This window comes from Caballeronia sp. LjRoot34 (assembly GCF_964253815.1).
Classification (GTDB): domain Bacteria; phylum Pseudomonadota; class Gammaproteobacteria; order Burkholderiales; family Burkholderiaceae; genus Caballeronia.
The window spans coordinates 1,337,940-1,354,272 of record NZ_CAXUSB020000001.1 but is presented as its reverse complement, the minus strand read 5'-3'; the positions used below and the strand labels follow the sequence as shown (position 1 = coordinate 1,354,272).

The 16,333-nt window shown below is 60.7% G+C and carries 18 protein-coding genes; 5 read left to right on the top strand and 13 right to left on the bottom strand.

What is annotated here, in order from left to right:
* Window positions 1-540 (bottom strand): FKBP-type peptidyl-prolyl cis-trans isomerase, encoded by a 540-nt coding sequence (locus ACSQ36_RS05935; protein ID WP_213777323.1) that lies wholly within the window; start codon window positions 538-540, stop codon window positions 1-3.
* Between the two features lie 33 nt (window positions 541-573).
* Between ACSQ36_RS05935 and ACSQ36_RS05930 the strand changes: the two genes are divergently transcribed.
* Together ACSQ36_RS05930 and ACSQ36_RS05925 are read left to right on the top strand one after the other, a co-directional pair.
* Window positions 574-1,806: a JmjC domain-containing protein gene (locus ACSQ36_RS05930; RefSeq protein ID WP_436181212.1), complete on the top strand. Its 1,233-nt coding sequence runs from the start codon at window positions 574-576 to the stop codon at window positions 1,804-1,806.
* A gap of 228 nt (window positions 1,807-2,034) precedes the next feature.
* Window positions 2,035-2,319, top strand: coding sequence for a hypothetical protein (locus ACSQ36_RS05925; RefSeq protein ID WP_255631249.1), 285 nt, complete (start codon window positions 2,035-2,037; stop codon window positions 2,317-2,319).
* A 239-nt stretch (window positions 2,320-2,558) separates the two neighbouring features.
* Here the strand turns inward: ACSQ36_RS05925 and ACSQ36_RS05920 are convergent, their stop codons facing one another.
* From ACSQ36_RS05920 to ACSQ36_RS05875, 10 genes are all read right to left on the bottom strand, one after another.
* Window positions 2,559-3,332 (bottom strand): MBL fold metallo-hydrolase, encoded by a 774-nt coding sequence (locus tag ACSQ36_RS05920; RefSeq protein ID WP_213763259.1) that lies wholly within the window; start codon window positions 3,330-3,332, stop codon window positions 2,559-2,561.
* Window positions 3,333-3,342: 10 nt separating this feature from the next.
* Complete coding sequence (gene bamC / locus ACSQ36_RS05915; RefSeq protein ID WP_213763261.1) at window positions 3,343-4,485, bottom strand: outer membrane protein assembly factor BamC; 1,143 nt, start codon at window positions 4,483-4,485, stop codon at window positions 3,343-3,345.
* A 163-nt stretch (window positions 4,486-4,648) separates the two neighbouring features.
* A complete protein-coding gene (gene dapA / locus ACSQ36_RS05910) occupies window positions 4,649-5,554 on the bottom strand; it encodes a 4-hydroxy-tetrahydrodipicolinate synthase (RefSeq protein ID WP_213763263.1) in 906 nt (301 codons plus the stop codon).
* A 42-nt stretch (window positions 5,555-5,596) separates the two neighbouring features.
* The gene (locus tag ACSQ36_RS05905) at window positions 5,597-6,223 is read right to left on the bottom strand and encodes a class I SAM-dependent methyltransferase (RefSeq protein ID WP_436181211.1); all 627 of its coding nucleotides are present in this window, start codon (window positions 6,221-6,223) and stop codon (window positions 5,597-5,599) included.
* Entirely contained in the window at window positions 6,223-7,425 is a 1,203-nt protein-coding gene (locus ACSQ36_RS05900) for a tryptophan--tRNA ligase (RefSeq protein ID WP_213763267.1), read from the bottom strand. Before ACSQ36_RS05900 ends, ACSQ36_RS05905 begins: the two co-directional genes overlap by 1 nt.
* Window positions 7,426-7,429: 4 nt before the next feature.
* Window positions 7,430-8,095 (bottom strand): site-2 protease family protein, encoded by a 666-nt coding sequence (locus ACSQ36_RS05895; protein WP_213763269.1) that lies wholly within the window; start codon window positions 8,093-8,095, stop codon window positions 7,430-7,432.
* A 160-nt stretch (window positions 8,096-8,255) separates the two neighbouring features.
* Complete coding sequence (locus ACSQ36_RS05890) at window positions 8,256-8,894, bottom strand: L-threonylcarbamoyladenylate synthase (RefSeq protein WP_213763271.1); 639 nt, start codon at window positions 8,892-8,894, stop codon at window positions 8,256-8,258.
* 317 nt (window positions 8,895-9,211) lie between these two features.
* The gene (locus ACSQ36_RS05885) at window positions 9,212-10,042 is read right to left on the bottom strand and encodes a 3',5'-nucleoside bisphosphate phosphatase (protein WP_213763529.1); all 831 of its coding nucleotides are present in this window, start codon (window positions 10,040-10,042) and stop codon (window positions 9,212-9,214) included.
* A 99-nt stretch (window positions 10,043-10,141) separates the two neighbouring features.
* The gene (locus ACSQ36_RS05880) at window positions 10,142-11,056 is read right to left on the bottom strand and encodes an alpha/beta fold hydrolase (RefSeq protein ID WP_436181210.1); all 915 of its coding nucleotides are present in this window, start codon (window positions 11,054-11,056) and stop codon (window positions 10,142-10,144) included.
* On the bottom strand, window positions 11,053-11,916 hold the full coding sequence (locus ACSQ36_RS05875; RefSeq protein WP_436181209.1) for a ferritin-like domain-containing protein: 864 nt from the start codon (window positions 11,914-11,916) through the stop codon (window positions 11,053-11,055). Before ACSQ36_RS05875 ends, ACSQ36_RS05880 begins: the two co-directional genes overlap by 4 nt.
* Before the next feature lie 333 nt (window positions 11,917-12,249).
* On the opposite strand from ACSQ36_RS05875, the gene ACSQ36_RS05870 reads away from it, so the two are divergent.
* The 3 genes from ACSQ36_RS05870 to ACSQ36_RS05860 all read left to right on the top strand — a co-directional run bounded on the left by ACSQ36_RS05870 (window position 12,250) and on the right by ACSQ36_RS05860 (window position 14,263).
* Entirely contained in the window at window positions 12,250-12,774 is a 525-nt protein-coding gene (locus tag ACSQ36_RS05870) for a gamma carbonic anhydrase family protein (RefSeq protein WP_436181208.1), read from the top strand.
* A gap of 44 nt (window positions 12,775-12,818) precedes the next feature.
* Window positions 12,819-13,790, top strand: a complete 972-nt coding sequence (locus tag ACSQ36_RS05865) for an Hsp33 family molecular chaperone HslO (protein WP_256983812.1) — start codon at window positions 12,819-12,821, stop codon at window positions 13,788-13,790.
* A 113-nt stretch (window positions 13,791-13,903) separates the two neighbouring features.
* Complete coding sequence (locus ACSQ36_RS05860) at window positions 13,904-14,263, top strand: hypothetical protein (protein WP_436181207.1); 360 nt, start codon at window positions 13,904-13,906, stop codon at window positions 14,261-14,263.
* A gap of 125 nt (window positions 14,264-14,388) precedes the next feature.
* Here ACSQ36_RS05860 and ftsB read toward each other — a convergent pair whose 3' ends face one another.
* A complete protein-coding gene (gene ftsB / locus ACSQ36_RS05855) occupies window positions 14,389-14,844 on the bottom strand; it encodes a cell division protein FtsB (protein ID WP_213763279.1) in 456 nt (151 codons plus the stop codon).
* Between the two features lie 131 nt (window positions 14,845-14,975).
* Window positions 14,976-16,259 (bottom strand): phosphopyruvate hydratase, encoded by a 1,284-nt coding sequence (gene eno, locus ACSQ36_RS05850; protein WP_213763281.1) that lies wholly within the window; start codon window positions 16,257-16,259, stop codon window positions 14,976-14,978.
* Window positions 16,260-16,333 lie beyond the last annotated feature (74 nt).

Below are 16,333 nucleotides of genomic sequence, written 5' to 3'. Positions count from 1 at the left end.
TCAATGCAAGGTCGGGCCAGCGTCCTTGCCCGGATCTTCGTCGTCCTCGTCGAGGACTTCGAGACCGTCAAGGCCATGCGCGTGCTGATGTTCCTTCTCGTCCTCGGTGGCTTCCCGGACTTCCTGCACGTTCAGCGCGAAGCGCAGCGCCATGCCCGCCAGCGGATGATTGCCGTCGAGCACGACCTTATCTTCAGCCACGTCGGTGACCGTGTAGATCAGCGAATCGAGTTCGTCCTCGCCGTCTTCCGGGGTGCCCTCAAACTGCATGCCGACTTCGAGCGGTTCCGGAAAGCGGCCTCGCGCCTCCACCTTCACGAGATCGGGATCGTACTCGCCGAACGCATCCTGCGGTTCGAGCTGCAACTGCGTCTGATAGCCGGCTTCCTGACCGTCGAGTGCTTCCTCGATCTTGGGGAACGTGCCATCATAGCCGCCGTGCAGATAGACCATCGGCTCGTCGCTTTCCTCGATCAGATTGCCATGAGCGTCCGAGAGCTTATAGGCTACTGATACGACGGTGTCTTTTGCGATTTTCATTGGATTCTCCAAGATACAAGCCTCAATTATACGATGCCAACGCGGTCCCCCAACGTTCCCTCAAGTCCTTTCGCGGTGCCGCTTCCCGACGAACCTTCAACCCTGCTCGGCAACCTCACGCCAGCGCAATTCATGCGCCGGTACTGGCAGAAAAAACCGCTCCTGATCCGTCAGGCGATTCCTGACATTCAAGCGCCGCTATCCCGCGACGAACTGTTCGAACTCGCCGACAGCGAAGACGCAGAATCGCGCCTTATCACGCATTTTCGCAAGTCCTGGGCAATGGAGCACGGGCCTTTTGCGCCCGACGAATTGCCATCTGTGAAAAAGCGTGACTGGACGTTACTCGTGCAAGGGGTGAACCTGCACGACGACCGTGCGCGCGCGCTGCTGGATCGCTTCCGTTTCATCCCCGACGCCCGCGTCGATGACCTCATGATTTCGTACGCCACCGACGGCGGCGGCGTGGGTGCGCACTTCGATTCCTACGACGTGTTCCTGTTGCAGATCCACGGCAAACGGCGCTGGCGCTTCGGCGCCCAGCGCGATCTCTCGCTAAAAGAGGGGTTGCCGTTGAAAGTTTTACAGCACTTCGAAGCAGACGAGGAGTGGGTGCTGGAACCGGGCGACATGCTTTATTTGCCGCCTCACATCGCTCATGACGGTGTGGCAGAAGGCGAGTGCATGACCGCCTCGATCGGCTTCCGGGCACCTTCTGCAAGCGAATTGTCAGGCCAGTTCCTGTATCACCTCGCGGAGCGCCTGGACGATGCCGGCAGCACTGGCGCAAAAAGCGCCAAGGCTGGCGCACAACGCTACCGCGACCCCTCGCAGCCGGCGGTCAGCCACCCGGCGTTACTGCCACCGCTCATGATCGAACGGGTTGGCGCGATCCTTGCGAACATTGAATGGAATGAGAAGGACGTCGCTTCGTTTCTCGGAACGTACCTGAGCGAACCGAAGCCTAATGTTGTATTCGATCCGCCGCGGCGCCCTTTGAATGAGACCCGGTTTATCGAACGCGCGAAACAGTCCGGTTTGAAGCTCGATAAAAAGACCGGGCTGCTTTATGACAAGCACGCTTATTTTATGAATGGCGAGCAGGATTTATTGTCGGGAAAGCTCAAGAAATGGCTTCCTGAACTCGCCGACAAACGGTATTTGGAGGGGAAACGCTTTGTAACACTCTCAGGCGATTCGTCAATGACAGTGCTACTACACGAGTGGTATTGTGCGGGCTGGATACAAGTCGACGCAAACGCCTAGTGTTTGGCCTGTCTTGCTGTTCCGCGGGTTGAAATGTATGAGAAAGACAACGTATTGTCCCCTGATTTATCGACGGTCGATACGAAAGTGCATATAATTTCCGCCCAAGCCGTAGGAAGTCTCACAGACATACATAATGTGAGTCCACAACGGCCCGGGTCGGTGTTGGAGCACACATTACCGGTACTTTGCGCTGTTGCTTACCTTTAACCATAAAAGGACGTGATCATGAAGAAATCTCTCCTCGTAGCATCCCTGTTGGCTGCTGTTGCGCTTGCTGCATGCAACAAGTCTAGCGATACGGCTGCTCCGGGCGCTGCTAGCGATACCTCGGCTGCTGCTAGCGATACCTCGGCTGCTTCGGCACCTGCTGCAGCTGCTTCGGATTCTGCAGCTGCTGCTAGCGACGCAGCTTCGAGCGCTACGGCTGCTGCAAGCGACGCAACTGCCGCTGCTGCATCGGCAACGGACGCAGCTTCTGCAGCTGCTCCTGCTTCGGGTGCAAGCCAGTAAGCACCTAGTCAGGGGTCTAGTTTTCCGCTCTTTTAGCTGTTTCATCTAGCTGAAAACGAAGCCTCCGCAATAAGCCTCGCAGGATGTCATTCTGAGAGGCTTATGAAAAAACCGGCCCGAGGGCCGGTTTTTTTATGTCTGCTGGTTCTTGGCGTGAATACGCGGAATGCCACTATGCGGCGTTATGCAGTGTTTATGCAGTGTTTATGCAGCGCGCTATAGGGAAACGCAAAGTGGCGTCATAACGACAGCCAGTCGAACCCATCGGCTTGCGTAGCCACCACGACATCGGCCGGAATGCCACCCAGCACGGCGGCCAGCGCCGCCTGGGCCAACTCAGGCAAGTTGTTCTGTTGACTCAGGTGAGCGGCCACCAGATGGCGCAGCTTCGATCGATCGAGCGCTGCGAGAATCCCTGCTGCAGCGTCGTTGTTGAGGTGTCCATGCATACCGCCAATCCGCGCCTTGAGCGACGCTGGATAGCGGCTTGTCGCGAGCATCTCGACATCGTGATTCGACTCGAGCACCAAGGCATCGCAACCGCTCAGTACATTCGTGATGTGGGCAGTAGCGCCCCCGACATCCGTCAGGACGCCCAAACGGCTTGTGCCGTCCGAGAACACGTACTGGAGAGGCTCGCGCGCGTCGTGGGGCACAGTATAAGGGAGCACTTCCAGGTCCCCTACCACCACGCTCTCGTCGCCCCAGAGCACCCGAAGATCTACCGGCGCGTCATCGGCACCCACTGCGCGTGCCGTGCCCCAACTCATGTGCAACGGAATAGACCATTTGCGCGCCAGCGTCAGCGCGCCGCCAATGTGATCCGCATGCTCATGCGTGATAAGAATGGCGTCGATCTGGTCTGCCCGCACGTCGAGCCGCGCCAGGCGCCGCTCGACTTCCTTCGCGGAGAAACCACAATCCAGCAGCACGCGCGTAGTAGTCGTACCGCTGACCGACTCGACCAGCAACGCGTTGCCTTCGCTGCCGCTGCCGAGACTGGCAAAACGCATCGGCGAAAACCTAGTTCAACTGCGCGTGCAACAACGCAACAATCCGTTGCGCGTCAGTGGATGTATCCACCGACCCATTGGCGTCGACCACGGCAATCTCCGTAATCGTATCGGCCTTCGGACGCACGTTGACCATGAACTCGCGCGAAGGCTTGGGTGCGCCGCCGCCAAAGAACTTGCCGAGCAATCCGTCCTTCTTCAACTCCTGCATGGAGTCTGAGAAGCGCACGTAATACAGGCCCTTCGCGCGGTCCCGATTGTCGACGGTGAAGTTCGTCCGGTCGAGTGCAAGTCCTACACGCAACCAGGCGCTGTCGAACGGCTCGGAGAGATCGAGCGTGGACGGGCCACCGGTCGGATCCACGCTTGCCGTAGCAGTCGCCGGGGTTGCATCGGTCAACAGTTGCTTCGCCTGCGCGTCAGTGAGGCCGAACTTCTCCATCAGCTTCGCGAGGAACGCGGCTTCGAGAGCCGGGTTCCGCGGCCGCTCGACCCATTTCGACGAGGTCTTGTCCTGGCCCGTCAGCATTTCTTCCATCGCGCTGTGGCTGATGGAGATGTCGGTGGAACCGCTCGAACCGCGCTCGACCAGCGTACGGAACTGATCGCGTGTACCCGATGAATACGCGAAGTCGACCAGCTTGCCGATGCTCTTCCTGAACCAGTCGTCCGGAATGTTCGCGCGATTTTCGGCCCAGTCGGTCGTCATGATGCCGGTAGCGGCGGCATCGGTCTTGAGCGTGAAACCGTTCTCCTCCCAGAACTCCTGCAACTGCGGCCAGAGCTGGTCGGGGGAACGGCCATCGACGACTAGCCAGCGGCGATCGCCATCACGCTCCACGTGCATGCCGAACGGGTCTTGCGGCGTCGGCACGCCCACGGTTGCGTTACCTGCAGGCGTAAGCGCCCGCGGCGCGGCGCCGCCAAGCGTATTCAGCTTGGGCGGTGCGGCATAACGCTGGCTAATGTCCGCGGTACTGAGATCCGATGGCACGGCCAGCGTAGGCGCCGTTTCAGCACCCTTGTAATTGACCCGATCCGGCGCGAGCCAGTCGTTCAACGTGTCACAACCGGCAAGCGAGATCAGCGTGCCGATTCCAAGCGACAGCACGCTCAGGGTGCGAGCGTGATTGAATAAGGCGGAACGTTTCATGAGGTCCTTCGTGATGCTGAATGCGCGTTGCCTGGAAGCTAAGCCGGGAACGGGTCGATGAACGACGGGTTGATGACACTCGCTGGCTGGCCAAACGGTAATAAGGCCGAAACCACTGCATTGCAGTGAGGCGCATGTTTTAAATGCGCCTCGCCGCCGGCCGTCAGGCCAGAAGTCCTGTTTCGCGCAACGCGTCGCGCACGACGTCGTGGTAGCGCGCGTCGAGCGGCGTCAGCGGCAGACGAATCCCGCTTTCCATGCGCCCGAGCGCAGCAAGCGCCCACTTCGCGGGAATCGGATTCGACTCGCAAAACATCTGCTTGTGCAGCGACAGCAAGCTCAGGTGAATCTTGCGCGCGGTAATCGCGTCGCCGGCAAGCGCCGCGCGGCAGAGTTCGCTCATCGCTCGCGGCGCGACGTTCGCCGTCACCGAAATGTTGCCGTGGCCACCGAGCAGCATCAATGCAATCGCGGTCGGATCGTCACCGCTGTAGATCGCAAAATGCGCCGGCGCGTACTTGATCAGGTTTGCCGCACGGTCGATATTGCCCGTTGCCTCTTTCACGCCCACGATGCCCGGCACGTCGGCGAGACGCAGCACGGTGTCGTGGTTCATGTCCGCAACGGTCCGGCCCGGAACGTTATACAGGATGACGGGCAGGTCGACGGATTCCGCGATTCGGCGGAAGTGCTGGTACATGCCTTCTTGCGTCGGCTTGTTGTAGTAAGGGACTACTTGCAGCGTGGCGTCGGCGCCGACTTCCTTCGCCGCTTTTGCCAGCTCGACCGCCTCCGACGTGGAGTTGCCGCCCGCGCCTGCGATGATCGGAAAACGCTTGGCCGTATGTTCTACGGCGGTTTTCACCATCAGGATATGTTCGTCCACTGACAGCGTGGCCGATTCGCCGCTGGTGCCGACCACGACGAGGCCGTTCGTGCCCTCTTCAACATGCCAGTCGATCAGTTTTCGAAACGCCGGCAGATCGAGACTACCGTCCTCGTGCATCGGGGTAACGATGGCAGGAATGCTGCCGCGGATCTGGATGCCGCCGTGTGTTCCGTTTGTCATGAAACGCTATGAAATTGGTCGGTAAACCGCGATTGTAGCGGATTAGCCCTGCAGTACGTAACGAACGGGATCTGATGCATTGTTACGTTCCGTAAGGCCTGTTGGCGGGGGCCGCAATGGGGCGGCAGCGACAATACGCTGTACGCAGGATGCGCGCGGCGCGTTGATAAAACCATCCTGATAAGCGATGACCCGCAAGCGGCCCCGCACGGCGTCGAGCAGTTCGCCGGGATTGAGCAGGAAGTCCGGATTCGACGGCTTGCCAAACCCAACCCGTTCGTTGCCCGCCGCGAAGGTCTCGTACAGCAGCACGCCGCCGGGCGCGAGGGCATCGAATAAATAGGGGAACAGCGGCCGATGGAGATAATTCGTCACCACGACCGCAGCGAATTTCTCGTCGTCCCGCAGCGGCCAGCTTGCGTTTTCCAGATCGGCGCAGCGCGTGGTGACATGCTGCACGGCAGCGAGGCTTGCCAATGCGGTTTCATCGCGATCCAGCGCCAGGACCGGGTGCCCCCGCAGCGCGAAATAACGCGCATGGCGGCCATTGCCCGACGCGACGTCGAGTACCGCGCCGCCCTGCTCCACCAGATGCGACCACTGCTCGATCCATGCACTGACGGTGGTGGGTGGCGTGGGTGACTTTTCAGGCGCTGACATCTCGGTCATCAGTTATACGAGAGGCCCATTGCGTCGCGAACGTCGCGCATGGTCTCTACCGCAAACTTGCGCGCCTTGTCGCAACCGTCGGCCACGATCGCGCGCAACAGCGACGGATCGTCCATGTATTTCTGCGCGCGTTCCAGCATGGGTTGCTGCTCGTGCAGAATGCCTTCGATCACCGGTTGCTTGCATTCAAGGCAGCCAATTCCCGCGCTGCGGCAGTTCGTCTGCACCCACTTGTGCGTGGTTTCGTCGGTATAGACCTGATGCAGTTGCCACACCGGGCATTTGTCCGGATCGCCGGGATCGGTGCGGCGAACCCGCGCCGGATCGGTCGGCATGGTGCGCACTTTCTTCGCGATTGTCTCGGCGTCCTCACGCAGGCCGATGGTGTTGCCATACGACTTCGACATCTTCGCGCCATCGAGGCCCGGCATGCGCGACGCTTCGGTAAGCAACGCCTGCGGCTCGACCAGGATGATCTTGCGCGCACCTTCCAGGTATCCGAACAGCCGTTCGCGATCGTTCATCGACAGGCTCTGCGATTCCTGCAGCATAGCCTGCGCCTGTTCGAGCGCTTCGTCGTCGCCTTCCTGCTGATACGCAACCCGCAGTTCGTGATAAAGCTTCGCGCGTTTGCCGCCGAGTTTCTTCGCGGCATCGAGTGCTTTCTCTTCGAAATCCGCCTCACGCCCATACAGATAATTGAAGCGTCGCGCGATCTCGCGCGTCATTTCCACGTGCGGCACCTGGTCCTCGCCGACCGGCACGAGCGACGCGCGATACAGCAAGATATCTGCCGCCATCAGCACCGGATAACCAAGAAAGCCGTACGTGGTCAGATCCTTTTCCTTCAGCTTCTCGATCTGCTCTTTGTAGGTCGGCACGCGTTCGAGCCAGCCAAGCGGCGTGCTCATGCCGAGCAGCAGCGCAAGCTCGGCGTGTTCGGGCACGCGGCTCTGGATGAAGAGCGTGGCCTGCGCCGGATCGATGCCGGACGCGAGCCAGTCGATCAGCACTTCCCAGACGTTCTTCTCGATGACTTCAGGCGTTTCGTAGTGGGTCGTCAGCGCATGCCAGTCGACGACCGCGAAAAAGCACGGGTACTCGGACTGCAGCCGCACCCAGTTCTTGAGCACGCCGTGATAGTGGCCTAGATGCAGCGAGCCGGTCGGCCGCATGCCGGAGAAGATACGGTCAGGGAACATGGATTTATTGTAAAAGCGAGGCAAGTGGATTCAGGACGGCCGACACCGCGACATACCCGGCGCTCACCAGCGGCCCGAGCCAGAAACGCGTCAAAGTGCCGGTCATGACAAGCGCCATCACGATGAAAAAACCATAAGGTTCAAGCCGCGACAGCATGATCGACGCGCGCACGGGCAGCAGCGCCATGAGCACACGTCCACCGTCGAGCGGCGGCAAGGGGAACAGGTTGAGCACACCGAGCACGAGGTTCACGCCAACGCCGGCTGCCGCCATGCGCGTAAAAAACGGTTCATCGATATTGAACGACGCCAGCAGCACCGCGATCACGCCCCAGATCAGCGCCTGGACGAAATTGCTTGCCGGTCCGGCAGCCGCGACCCACAAGCTGCCCCAACGCGGATTGCGCAGGTTGCCGAACGCCACCGGCACTGGCTTCGCATAACCGAACATGAACGCGCCGCTCGTGACGAAATACAGGATCAACGGAATAGCGAGCGTACCGACGGGGTCGATGTGGCGCATTGGGTTGAGCGACACGCGGCCGAGCACGTAAGCCGTGTTGTCGCCCAGCAGGCGGGCCGCATAGCCGTGAGCGGCCTCATGCAGCGTGATCGCGAAGATCACGGGGAGCGCGTAGACCGCGATGGTTTGTATCAGGGAGGAATCCATAGCTCGCTATTGTATCAAGCAGTTGTGGCGCCACTCGTTGGCGGACGGTTTGGCGTTCGCCCAGGGCGATGGGGCGCGAGCGTCGAGGCAGTGAGTTTGCGCCCGGGGCTGTTCGCCCGAACGCAAACTCACTGCCTATTGTGTCATCGTGCGGGGTTTTTCAGGCGTTTTCAGCGGTAAGGCCAAATGGTTCCAGACTGCCTCGGCCGGGACGCACCAGCACGGGTTCGTCGCCGGTCAGGTCAATCACCGTGGAGGGTTCCATCGCGCACGCACCGGCGTCGATGACCAGGTCGATCTGTTTTTCCAGCCGCTGGCGAATCTCTTCGGGGTCGTTGAGCGGATGGGTGTCGGGCGGCAGGATCAGCGTCGAGCCGAGCAGTGGCTGACCCAGCGCTTCGAGCAGCGCGAGCGTGATCGCGTGATTCGGCACACGCAGGCCAATCGTCTTTCGCGACGGGTGCGACAGGCGCCGGGGCACTTCCTTCGTCGCCTGAAGCACAAACACGTAAGGGCCGGGCGTAACCGATTTGATCAGACGATAGTTGCGGTTATCGACGATGGCGAAATTCGACAGTTCCGATAAATCGCGCACCAGCAGCGAGAGCAGTTGTTTCTCGTCGAGTCCGCGAATCCGGCGGATCCGCTCAACGGCGTTTTTGTCGTCGAGATGACACGCGAGCGCGTAGCTGGAATCGGTCGGCAACGCGACAATGCCGCCATCATTGATGATCTGCACCGCTTGGTTGATCAGGCGCGGCTGCGGGTTGTCAGGATGAATTCGAAAGAATTGAGACATGACCAGATGACGTAGATAGGTTGTCCGAAAGCTTGCTGCCAACCGGCGCCAAGACGCTGGGCGCTCGCGTTGCATTTTTATGTTTTACGCATCAGGCATAACCCCGCGGCTTCAAACTGGATTCAAGCTGTATTTAAGCCAGATTTCAGATAAAAAGCGCCGGGCGGTACCCATGCGGACACGCGAGAATACCCGCAAATGCACGCAGTTGCGCGACAAACAGAAGTGGATGAAGACCAAGGATCGTGCGCAGCTTTTTCACGCGGTTCAACGCGGCGCTATATAAGGCCGCGCGGCGCACCTTCGCAGCACACCTTTTAAACCAGGCACTCCCACACGGGCTTGAGATCGGCGGGAAGCGGCGGCAACTGGCCGAGGTCGATACGCCCTTCGCCTGCCGCATGGAAATCCGAGCCGCGCGATGCGAGAAAGCCGTATCGCCGCGCGACATCCGCGTATTCGCGATACTGGTCCGGCGTGTGGCTACCCGTCACGACCTCAATAGCGCGGCCGCCGAGCTGGATGAATTCATCGAAAAACGCGGCGAATTCGACTGGCGAGAAATCATAACGTCCGGGATGGGCGATCACCGCCTCGCCGCCCGCCGCCTTGATCCACTTCATGGCGTCGGCCAGTTTGGACCAGCGATGGCCGACATAACCCGGCTTGCCGTCGCCGAGATATTTAGAGAACACGTCCGAGGTCGATTCCGCGTAGCCCTTTTCGACCAGATAGCGTGCGAAATGCGTACGCGAGATCATGGCTGGATCATTCACATAGTGCAGCGCGCCTTCATAGGCGCCCGGGATGCCGATGCTGGCTAACGCCTCGCCTATGGCTTCACCGCGCGCCTGGCGACCGCTGCGCGTGGCTGCCAGGCCGTCGATCAGCCCCTGGTTTTCAGCATCCACGTTCAGCCCGACGATATGCACCGTCCGCCCCGCCCACGTCACCGAAATCTCCACCCCGCCCAGATACCCCATGCCGAGCGCTTGCGCAGCTTCACGCGCCTCGCGCTGGCCGCCAAGCTGATCGTGGTCGGTGAGCGCCCACAGCGTCACACCGCCCGCGTGAGCGCGCGCGGCAACCTCGGCTGGAGCGAGTTGGCCGTCAGAAACGGTGGAGTGGCAATGCAGGTCGGCGTTCATCATGGAAGCTCTGGGAATTAATTATCATTCTACTGCAACGCGTCAAACGGGTTACATCGCTGACCGATCGTTCCATTGCACGATCCAGGACCGCCGGGCTCAGGCACAAAACGTCTCGATCAGCGCCGCCACCCGCTCAGGCTGATCGTGATGAAGCATATGGCCGGCGTGATCGACGATCTCCTCGCGCCAGTCGGTGAAAGCCTTGAAACGCTGCTTGAATTCGTCGATTGGAACCTCGCCCGCGATCATCGCAAGGGTCGGCGAAGCCAGCGCTTCAACGTGCAGGACCTTCGCCCGCACCTTCGACCAGACGGCCATCACCTCGTCCAGCCGGTACAGCAACGGCCCGCGTATTTTGTGCGCGGGGTCAGCGAGCAGATGGAAACGGCCGGTATCGTCGGGCTTGGCCCACTGCTGGGCTAAAAAACGTGCTTTCGCCAACGGCAGGCGCGAATTCGTGCGGATCAGCCGCTGGGCGACGTCATCGAGCGTGGCGTAGGTGTTGAGCGTTGGCGGCGCGCGCAAATCGTCCAGCCATTGCCCGAGCCGTGCGGGCGAACGCTCCGCCTTGGTGGCTGCCATGCCGAACCCCTCAAGATCGACCACGCGCCGCACCCGCTCCGGCCGCACGCCCGCGTACAGGCAAACAACGTTCGCGCCCATGCTGTGGCCCACCAGGTTCACGGGCTCGCCACGCAGCGACGCCGGCGCAATGTTGTCGTAATGGTCGAGCAGCGCATCCAGATCCGCCAGATAGTCCTGGAACCAGTAATGGCTGCTCTCGCCCCGCGCGACCGGCCAGTCCGACAGCCCGAAGCCGCGCGCATCGGGCGCGATCACCTGCCAGTCACCGGCGAGGGCATCGACGACAAATTGAAACGATGCCGAAATATCCATCCAGCCATGCAGCATGAACAATGTGGGCGCGTCGGGCGATCCCCATCGGCGCACATGCAGCCGCGTACCACGCGTGGTGACGAATTCGGAAATGGGCACTTTGAGGAGGGTCATCGGGGATTGGGGACAGCTTGAATCGAATCGATCGGGTCCAGACCTGCGAGCGCGCGTAATTCGGCTTCGTCGAAACCAGCGTCGCGACGCGCTTCGAAGTTGAACGGACCGCGTAGTTTGGGGGCGTGATATTGCTCGGCGAGTTGCGCGTAGGTGGCGTGCGGATCGGCGCCGGACTCGCTGCACAAGTGCCGGAACCAGTGATTGCCAATCAGCACGTGGCCGATTTCATCGTGGAGAATCACATCGAGAATGGCCGCCGATGCGTGGTCGCCCGCTTGAGCCAGGCGGCGGCGAATGGGCGGCGCAGCGTCCAGGCCGCGCGCCTCCAGCGTGCGCGGCACGAGCGCCATGCGGGCGAGCACGTCGCCACGCGTGCGCTCCGCCATTTCCCACAGGCCATCGTGCGCGGGAAAATCGCCATACCGATGACCGAATTCCGCCATACGCGCGCTCAGCAACGAAAAGTGGCGCGCTTCCTCGGCCGCGACCTTGAACCAGTCGCGATAAAACGCGTCGGGCATGGAAGGGAAACGCCAGACGGCATCGAGCGCGAGGTTGATCGCGTTGAACTCGATATGCGCCAGTGCGTGCAGCAACACCGCACGCCCTGCGTCCGACTGCATGCTGCGGCGTTTCAGCGATGACGGCGCGACCAGTTCCGGCGACGCCGGGCGGCCCGGCAAATCGAGCGGATCGGGAATGTGGGTGGTGGCGTCGAGCGTGGTGTCCCCCGATAGCAAACGCTCGTAGAAACGCTGGGTAGCCCGCGCCTTGGCGGCGGGATCGCGCTCCCGGAGCAACGCCAGGGCGGTCGGCCGGACGCCATTGGACGCAGAATAATCGAGCTGTTCGGACATGATTCCGGTTTGCCTTGGGTTACTTATGGGGTGCTTTTAAACGGTAACGGTTGGCTGGCAACCCCGCCGGGGGCGCCGCCGCCCGGGCAGGCCGGTTCAGAAACGCCGGTTTTGGAATTGCCGTTTCAGAACCCATCGATCAGTCGTGTAAAAGCCGGGCCGCACGTCGCTTTTGCGCAACCGGCTAAAATAGCACTTTCCACGGAAGATTTTTGGCTTGAGGCGGCCGCGCGCCGCAGTCTATAGCATCGACGGTACCGGTATGCCCGCAGCCCCAGGCCAGCCGGCCAATCCGGGCATCATGGCTCAAGTCAGGCCCTCACAGGAGACACAGTGGCAATCTATAAGCTCGGCGACGCCGCCCCGACCATCCACGAAAGCGTATTTGTCGCTGATACGGCGACCATCATCGGCCGTGTGACGCTGGAAGAAAACTCAAGCGTCTGGTTCGGCGCCGCCCTGCGCGGCGACAACGAGCCGATCGTGCTTGGCCGAGGCAGCAATATCCAGGAAGGCGCGGTGCTGCATACCGACCCGGGTTATCCGCTGACCATTGAAGCCAACGTGACGATCGGCCATCAGGCCATGCTGCACGGCTGCACGATCAAGGAAGGCGCACTGATCGGAATTCAGGCTGTGGTCTTGAATGGTGCGGTAATCGGCCGCAACTGCCTGGTTGGCGCGGGCGCCGTGGTGACCGAAGGTAAAACCTTCCCAGACAATACCCTGATCCTCGGTACACCCGCGAAAGCCGTGCGCGAGCTCACGGAAGCGGATATTGCCCAGATGCAGGCGGGGACGCGTGGTTACGCGGACCGCCGCGAATTTTACAAGGCGCAACTCGTGCGGATCGGCTGAACGCCGGTTGACACGCGTTATGCCGTCGATCAAAGGACTCAAGCGTGGTTAACGACCAGCTGCAAAAATTCATGTTTAACGCGGCGCCCGTGCGTGGCGAAATTGTCTCGCTGCGTGACACCTGGCAGGAAGTACTCACGCGCCGCTCGTACCCCACGCCCGTGCGCAACGTGCTCGGCGAAATGATGGCCGCGTGCGCGCTGCTGTCGGCGAATCTCAAGTTCGACGGCACGCTCATCATGCAGATCTATGGCGACGGGCCGGTGACCATGCTTGTCGTGCAATGCAATTCGGACTTGTCGCTGCGGGCAACCGCGAAGCTGGCGGAATCCATTGAAGGCGCGAGCGAAGCACCCGTACCGATCACGGATGACATGACGCTCCCCGACCTGCTCAACCGCAACGGCCAGGGCCGCTGCGTGATCACGCTCGATCCGCGCGACAAGAAGCCCGGGCAGCAGGCTTATCAGGGCATCGTGCCGTTGAGCGGCGAGCATGGGCCGCTGGCGTCGATGGCGGAAGTGCTTGAACACTATATGCACCACTCCGAGCAACTCGACACGCGCATGTGGCTCGCCGCGAACACCGAGCGCGCCGTGGGCATGCTGCTGCAAAAGCTTCCCGGCGATGGCGGTATCGTCCCGCATCCGGGCGAACACGACGCCGATACATGGCAGCGCGTATGCCACCTCGGCGGTACGCTCTCGAACGAGGAGTTGCTGAAGGAAGAACCGGAAGTGGTGTTCAAGCGGCTCTTCTGGCAGGAAAACGTGCAACATTTCGAGCCGGCGCAAGCGCGTTTCGAATGCACGTGTTCGCGCGAGAAAGTGGGCGGGATGCTCAAGATGCTGGGACGCGGCGAAGTGGACAGCGTGGTTGAAGAACGCGGGAGCGTGGAGGTGCACTGCGAGTTCTGCAACCAGCGCTACGAGTTCGATCCCGTGGACGTGGCGCAACTTTTTGTGGCTGGAGAACTCTCCCAGGGTGTGAGTCCGGCGCCGGATCAACGGCATTAAATCCAACTGCGGTCTCTGGCTCTCTGTAACAAGAGGTCGCAGGATGACCCTCTGCTGTGCCGCGGCGTGTCATGATCCGGTTCCGTTTAGTGTCCGGCCCGCTGGAGGTCGAAATGAAATCCTTGGGATGTATATCGAAGAAACTGGCCGTGGCGTTGTCCGGCGCGACGCTGCTCGCTCTCGGCGGCTGCATGATGGATCCGCCGGGGCCCTCGCCCATTTACAGCCGCTTGCCGGCCGCGCAGAACCAGGCGCCGCAGCCGCTTTCGCAGGCCGAGCAGCAACGCTATAACCAGATCGACCGGCAAGTGCTGGCCGAGCAGCAGCAGGCAATGGCTGCAGAGGCGGCCGCCCAGGCCTACTCGCAGTACTATCGGCCGCCGGTTACGGTGTATGGCGGATATTCGAGCGGTGGCTGGGGTAACCGATGGGGAACGGGCTTTGGCTACGGATATCCTGGGTATTATTGGTAGCGTCTCAGACGCGCGTTGTTCGCTGCAAAGTGGCCAAGCGCAATAAAAAAGCTGTTTCAACTCACGTTGAAACAGCTTTTTTTACATCCGTTGCCGGTCGATTACTTCGAATGACGCGCCGCGCGTTAACCGCCCTGCTTCTTCTTCGCCGCGTCCATCTTGTCCTTCGTCGCTTGCCGTTCGAACGCCCGGCGCTCTTCCTTCGAACGCGACACCGGATTAGGCACTACACGCAACGGCGCGGCGGACACTTGCCCGCGCGTGGAAGCACTCGATTGCGCGTTCACCGAGTTAGCAGGCGCCGGCGAATTCGGCGAGACGAACTGCACGAAGACCTCGCTGTCCTTCATCATCCCCATCTCGTAACGCGCGCGCTCTTCAACAGCCGATGTGCCGTTCTGCAAGTCCGCCACTTCACCCTGCACGCGTTCGTTACGCAGTTTCAGGTCGGCGTTTTTCTTTGTCTGGTTGACTAATTGCTGCTGCAGTTCGTGGACACGTAACCAGCCGCCGTGTCCCCACCACAGTGGATACTGGATCATCGCCAGCAGCAGGATCAGAACAGAGGTGACAATCCGCATTTAAGAGGCGAGAAAAACGCTAACACTGCAACTGTATTTGGCGCTGCCCCAGATTCAAAAGAACACGAGGCAGCGGACTGAGTAAATCGACAACCGTCCGGACTCACTAACGTCCCAATCCGGCCGAAGCTTTAGCGCAGATTGTAGAACGCCGATTTACCCGGATAACTCGCGATGTCACCGAGATCTTCTTCAATGCGCAACAACTGGTTGTACTTCGAGATCCGGTCACTACGCGACAACGAACCCGTCTTGATCTGACCAGCATTCAGGCCGACCGCAATATCTGCAATCGTCGTATCTTCAGTTTCGCCCGAACGATGCGAGATGACCGCAGTGTAACCCGCGCGCTTCGCCATTTCGATTGCTGCAAAGGTTTCCGTCAGTGTGCCGATCTGATTGATCTTGATCAGGATCGAATTGGCGATGCCCTTGTCGATGCCTTCTTTCAGGATGCGCGTGTTCGTCACGAAGAGGTCGTCGCCCACGAGCTGGATCTTCTTGCCGAGTTTATCGGTGAGAATCTTCCAGCCGTCCCAGTCGCTTTCGTGCATGCCGTCTTCGATCGAAACGATCGGGAATTTATCGGCGAGCGTCGCGAGGTAATCCGTGAATTCCGCCGACGACAACTGCAAACCCTCACCCGCGAGCTGATATTTGCCATCGTGGTAGAACTCGCTTGCCGCGCAGTCCAGAGCAAGCAAGACGTCTTCGCCCGCGCGGTAACCCGCCTTTTCGATCGCCTGGACGATGGTCGACAAGCACTCGTCGTTGCTGCCGAAGTTCGGCGCGAAACCGCCTTCGTCGCCCACCGCCGTGCTCATGCCGCGGTCGCTCAGGATCTTCTTCAGCGCGTGGAATACTTCAGCGCCGCAACGCAGTGCTTCGCGGAAAGTCGGCTGGCTGACCGGGACAATCATGAATTCCTGGATATCCAGGCTGTTGTTCGCGTGTGCGCCGCCGTTCACGATGTTCATCATGGGAACGGGCAATTGCATGGCGCCCGAGCCGCCGAAGTAGCGGTACAGCGGCAAGCCGGCTTCTTCTGCTGCAGCCTTTGCAACCGCCATGGACACAGCCAGCATGGCGTTCGCGCCCAGGCGCGACTTGTTGTCGGTGCCGTCGAGTTCGAGCAGGGTTTTGTCCAGGAAGGCCTGTTCCGATGCATCGAGGCCCATGATGGCTTCGGAGATTTCGGTATTGATGTGTTCGACTGCCTTCAGCACGCCCTTGCCGCCATAGCGGCCGGCTTCGCCGTCGCGCAATTCGATCGCTTCGCGCGATCCGGTGGATGCGCCCGACGGCACCGCAGCGCGGCCCATCGTGCCCGACTCCAGCAGGACGTCACATTCGACGGTGGGGTTGCCTCGCGAGTCGAGAATCTCGCGACCGATGATATCTACGATAGCACTCATGGTTTCCTCAAGAAATGACGTTGAATCAGGTCAGACAGCAGGTCGGTTTTAACATCTCGCCGGGGCGCGAACGC

What these genes read in the sequence shown, in the direction of transcription:
- ACSQ36_RS05935 (WP_213777323.1), bottom strand. Translation starts at nt 540, where the DNA reads ATGAAAATCGCAAAAGACACCGTCGTATCAGTAGCCTATAAGCTCTCG.
- ACSQ36_RS05930 (WP_436181212.1), top strand. Translation starts at nt 574, where the DNA reads ATGCCAACGCGGTCCCCCAACGTTCCCTCAAGTCCTTTCGCGGTGCCG.
- ACSQ36_RS05925 (WP_255631249.1), top strand. Translation starts at nt 2,035, where the DNA reads ATGAAGAAATCTCTCCTCGTAGCATCCCTGTTGGCTGCTGTTGCGCTT.
- ACSQ36_RS05920 (WP_213763259.1), bottom strand. Translation starts at nt 3,332, where the DNA reads ATGCGTTTTGCCAGTCTCGGCAGCGGCAGCGAAGGCAACGCGTTGCTG.
- bamC (WP_213763261.1), bottom strand. Translation starts at nt 4,485, where the DNA reads ATGAAACGTTCCGCCTTATTCAATCACGCTCGCACCCTGAGCGTGCTG.
- dapA (WP_213763263.1), bottom strand. Translation starts at nt 5,554, where the DNA reads ATGACAAACGGAACACACGGCGGCATCCAGATCCGCGGCAGCATTCCT.
- ACSQ36_RS05905 (WP_436181211.1), bottom strand. Translation starts at nt 6,223, where the DNA reads ATGACCGAGATGTCAGCGCCTGAAAAGTCACCCACGCCACCCACCACC.
- ACSQ36_RS05900 (WP_213763267.1), bottom strand. Translation starts at nt 7,425, where the DNA reads ATGTTCCCTGACCGTATCTTCTCCGGCATGCGGCCGACCGGCTCGCTG.
- ACSQ36_RS05895 (WP_213763269.1), bottom strand. Translation starts at nt 8,095, where the DNA reads ATGGATTCCTCCCTGATACAAACCATCGCGGTCTACGCGCTCCCCGTG.
- ACSQ36_RS05890 (WP_213763271.1), bottom strand. Translation starts at nt 8,894, where the DNA reads ATGTCTCAATTCTTTCGAATTCATCCTGACAACCCGCAGCCGCGCCTG.
- ACSQ36_RS05885 (WP_213763529.1), bottom strand. Translation starts at nt 10,042, where the DNA reads ATGAACGCCGACCTGCATTGCCACTCCACCGTTTCTGACGGCCAACTC.
- ACSQ36_RS05880 (WP_436181210.1), bottom strand. Translation starts at nt 11,056, where the DNA reads ATGACCCTCCTCAAAGTGCCCATTTCCGAATTCGTCACCACGCGTGGT.
- ACSQ36_RS05875 (WP_436181209.1), bottom strand. Translation starts at nt 11,916, where the DNA reads ATGTCCGAACAGCTCGATTATTCTGCGTCCAATGGCGTCCGGCCGACC.
- ACSQ36_RS05860 (WP_436181207.1), top strand. Translation starts at nt 13,904, where the DNA reads ATGAAATCCTTGGGATGTATATCGAAGAAACTGGCCGTGGCGTTGTCC.
- ftsB (WP_213763279.1), bottom strand. Translation starts at nt 14,844, where the DNA reads ATGCGGATTGTCACCTCTGTTCTGATCCTGCTGCTGGCGATGATCCAG.
- eno (WP_213763281.1), bottom strand. Translation starts at nt 16,259, where the DNA reads ATGAGTGCTATCGTAGATATCATCGGTCGCGAGATTCTCGACTCGCGA.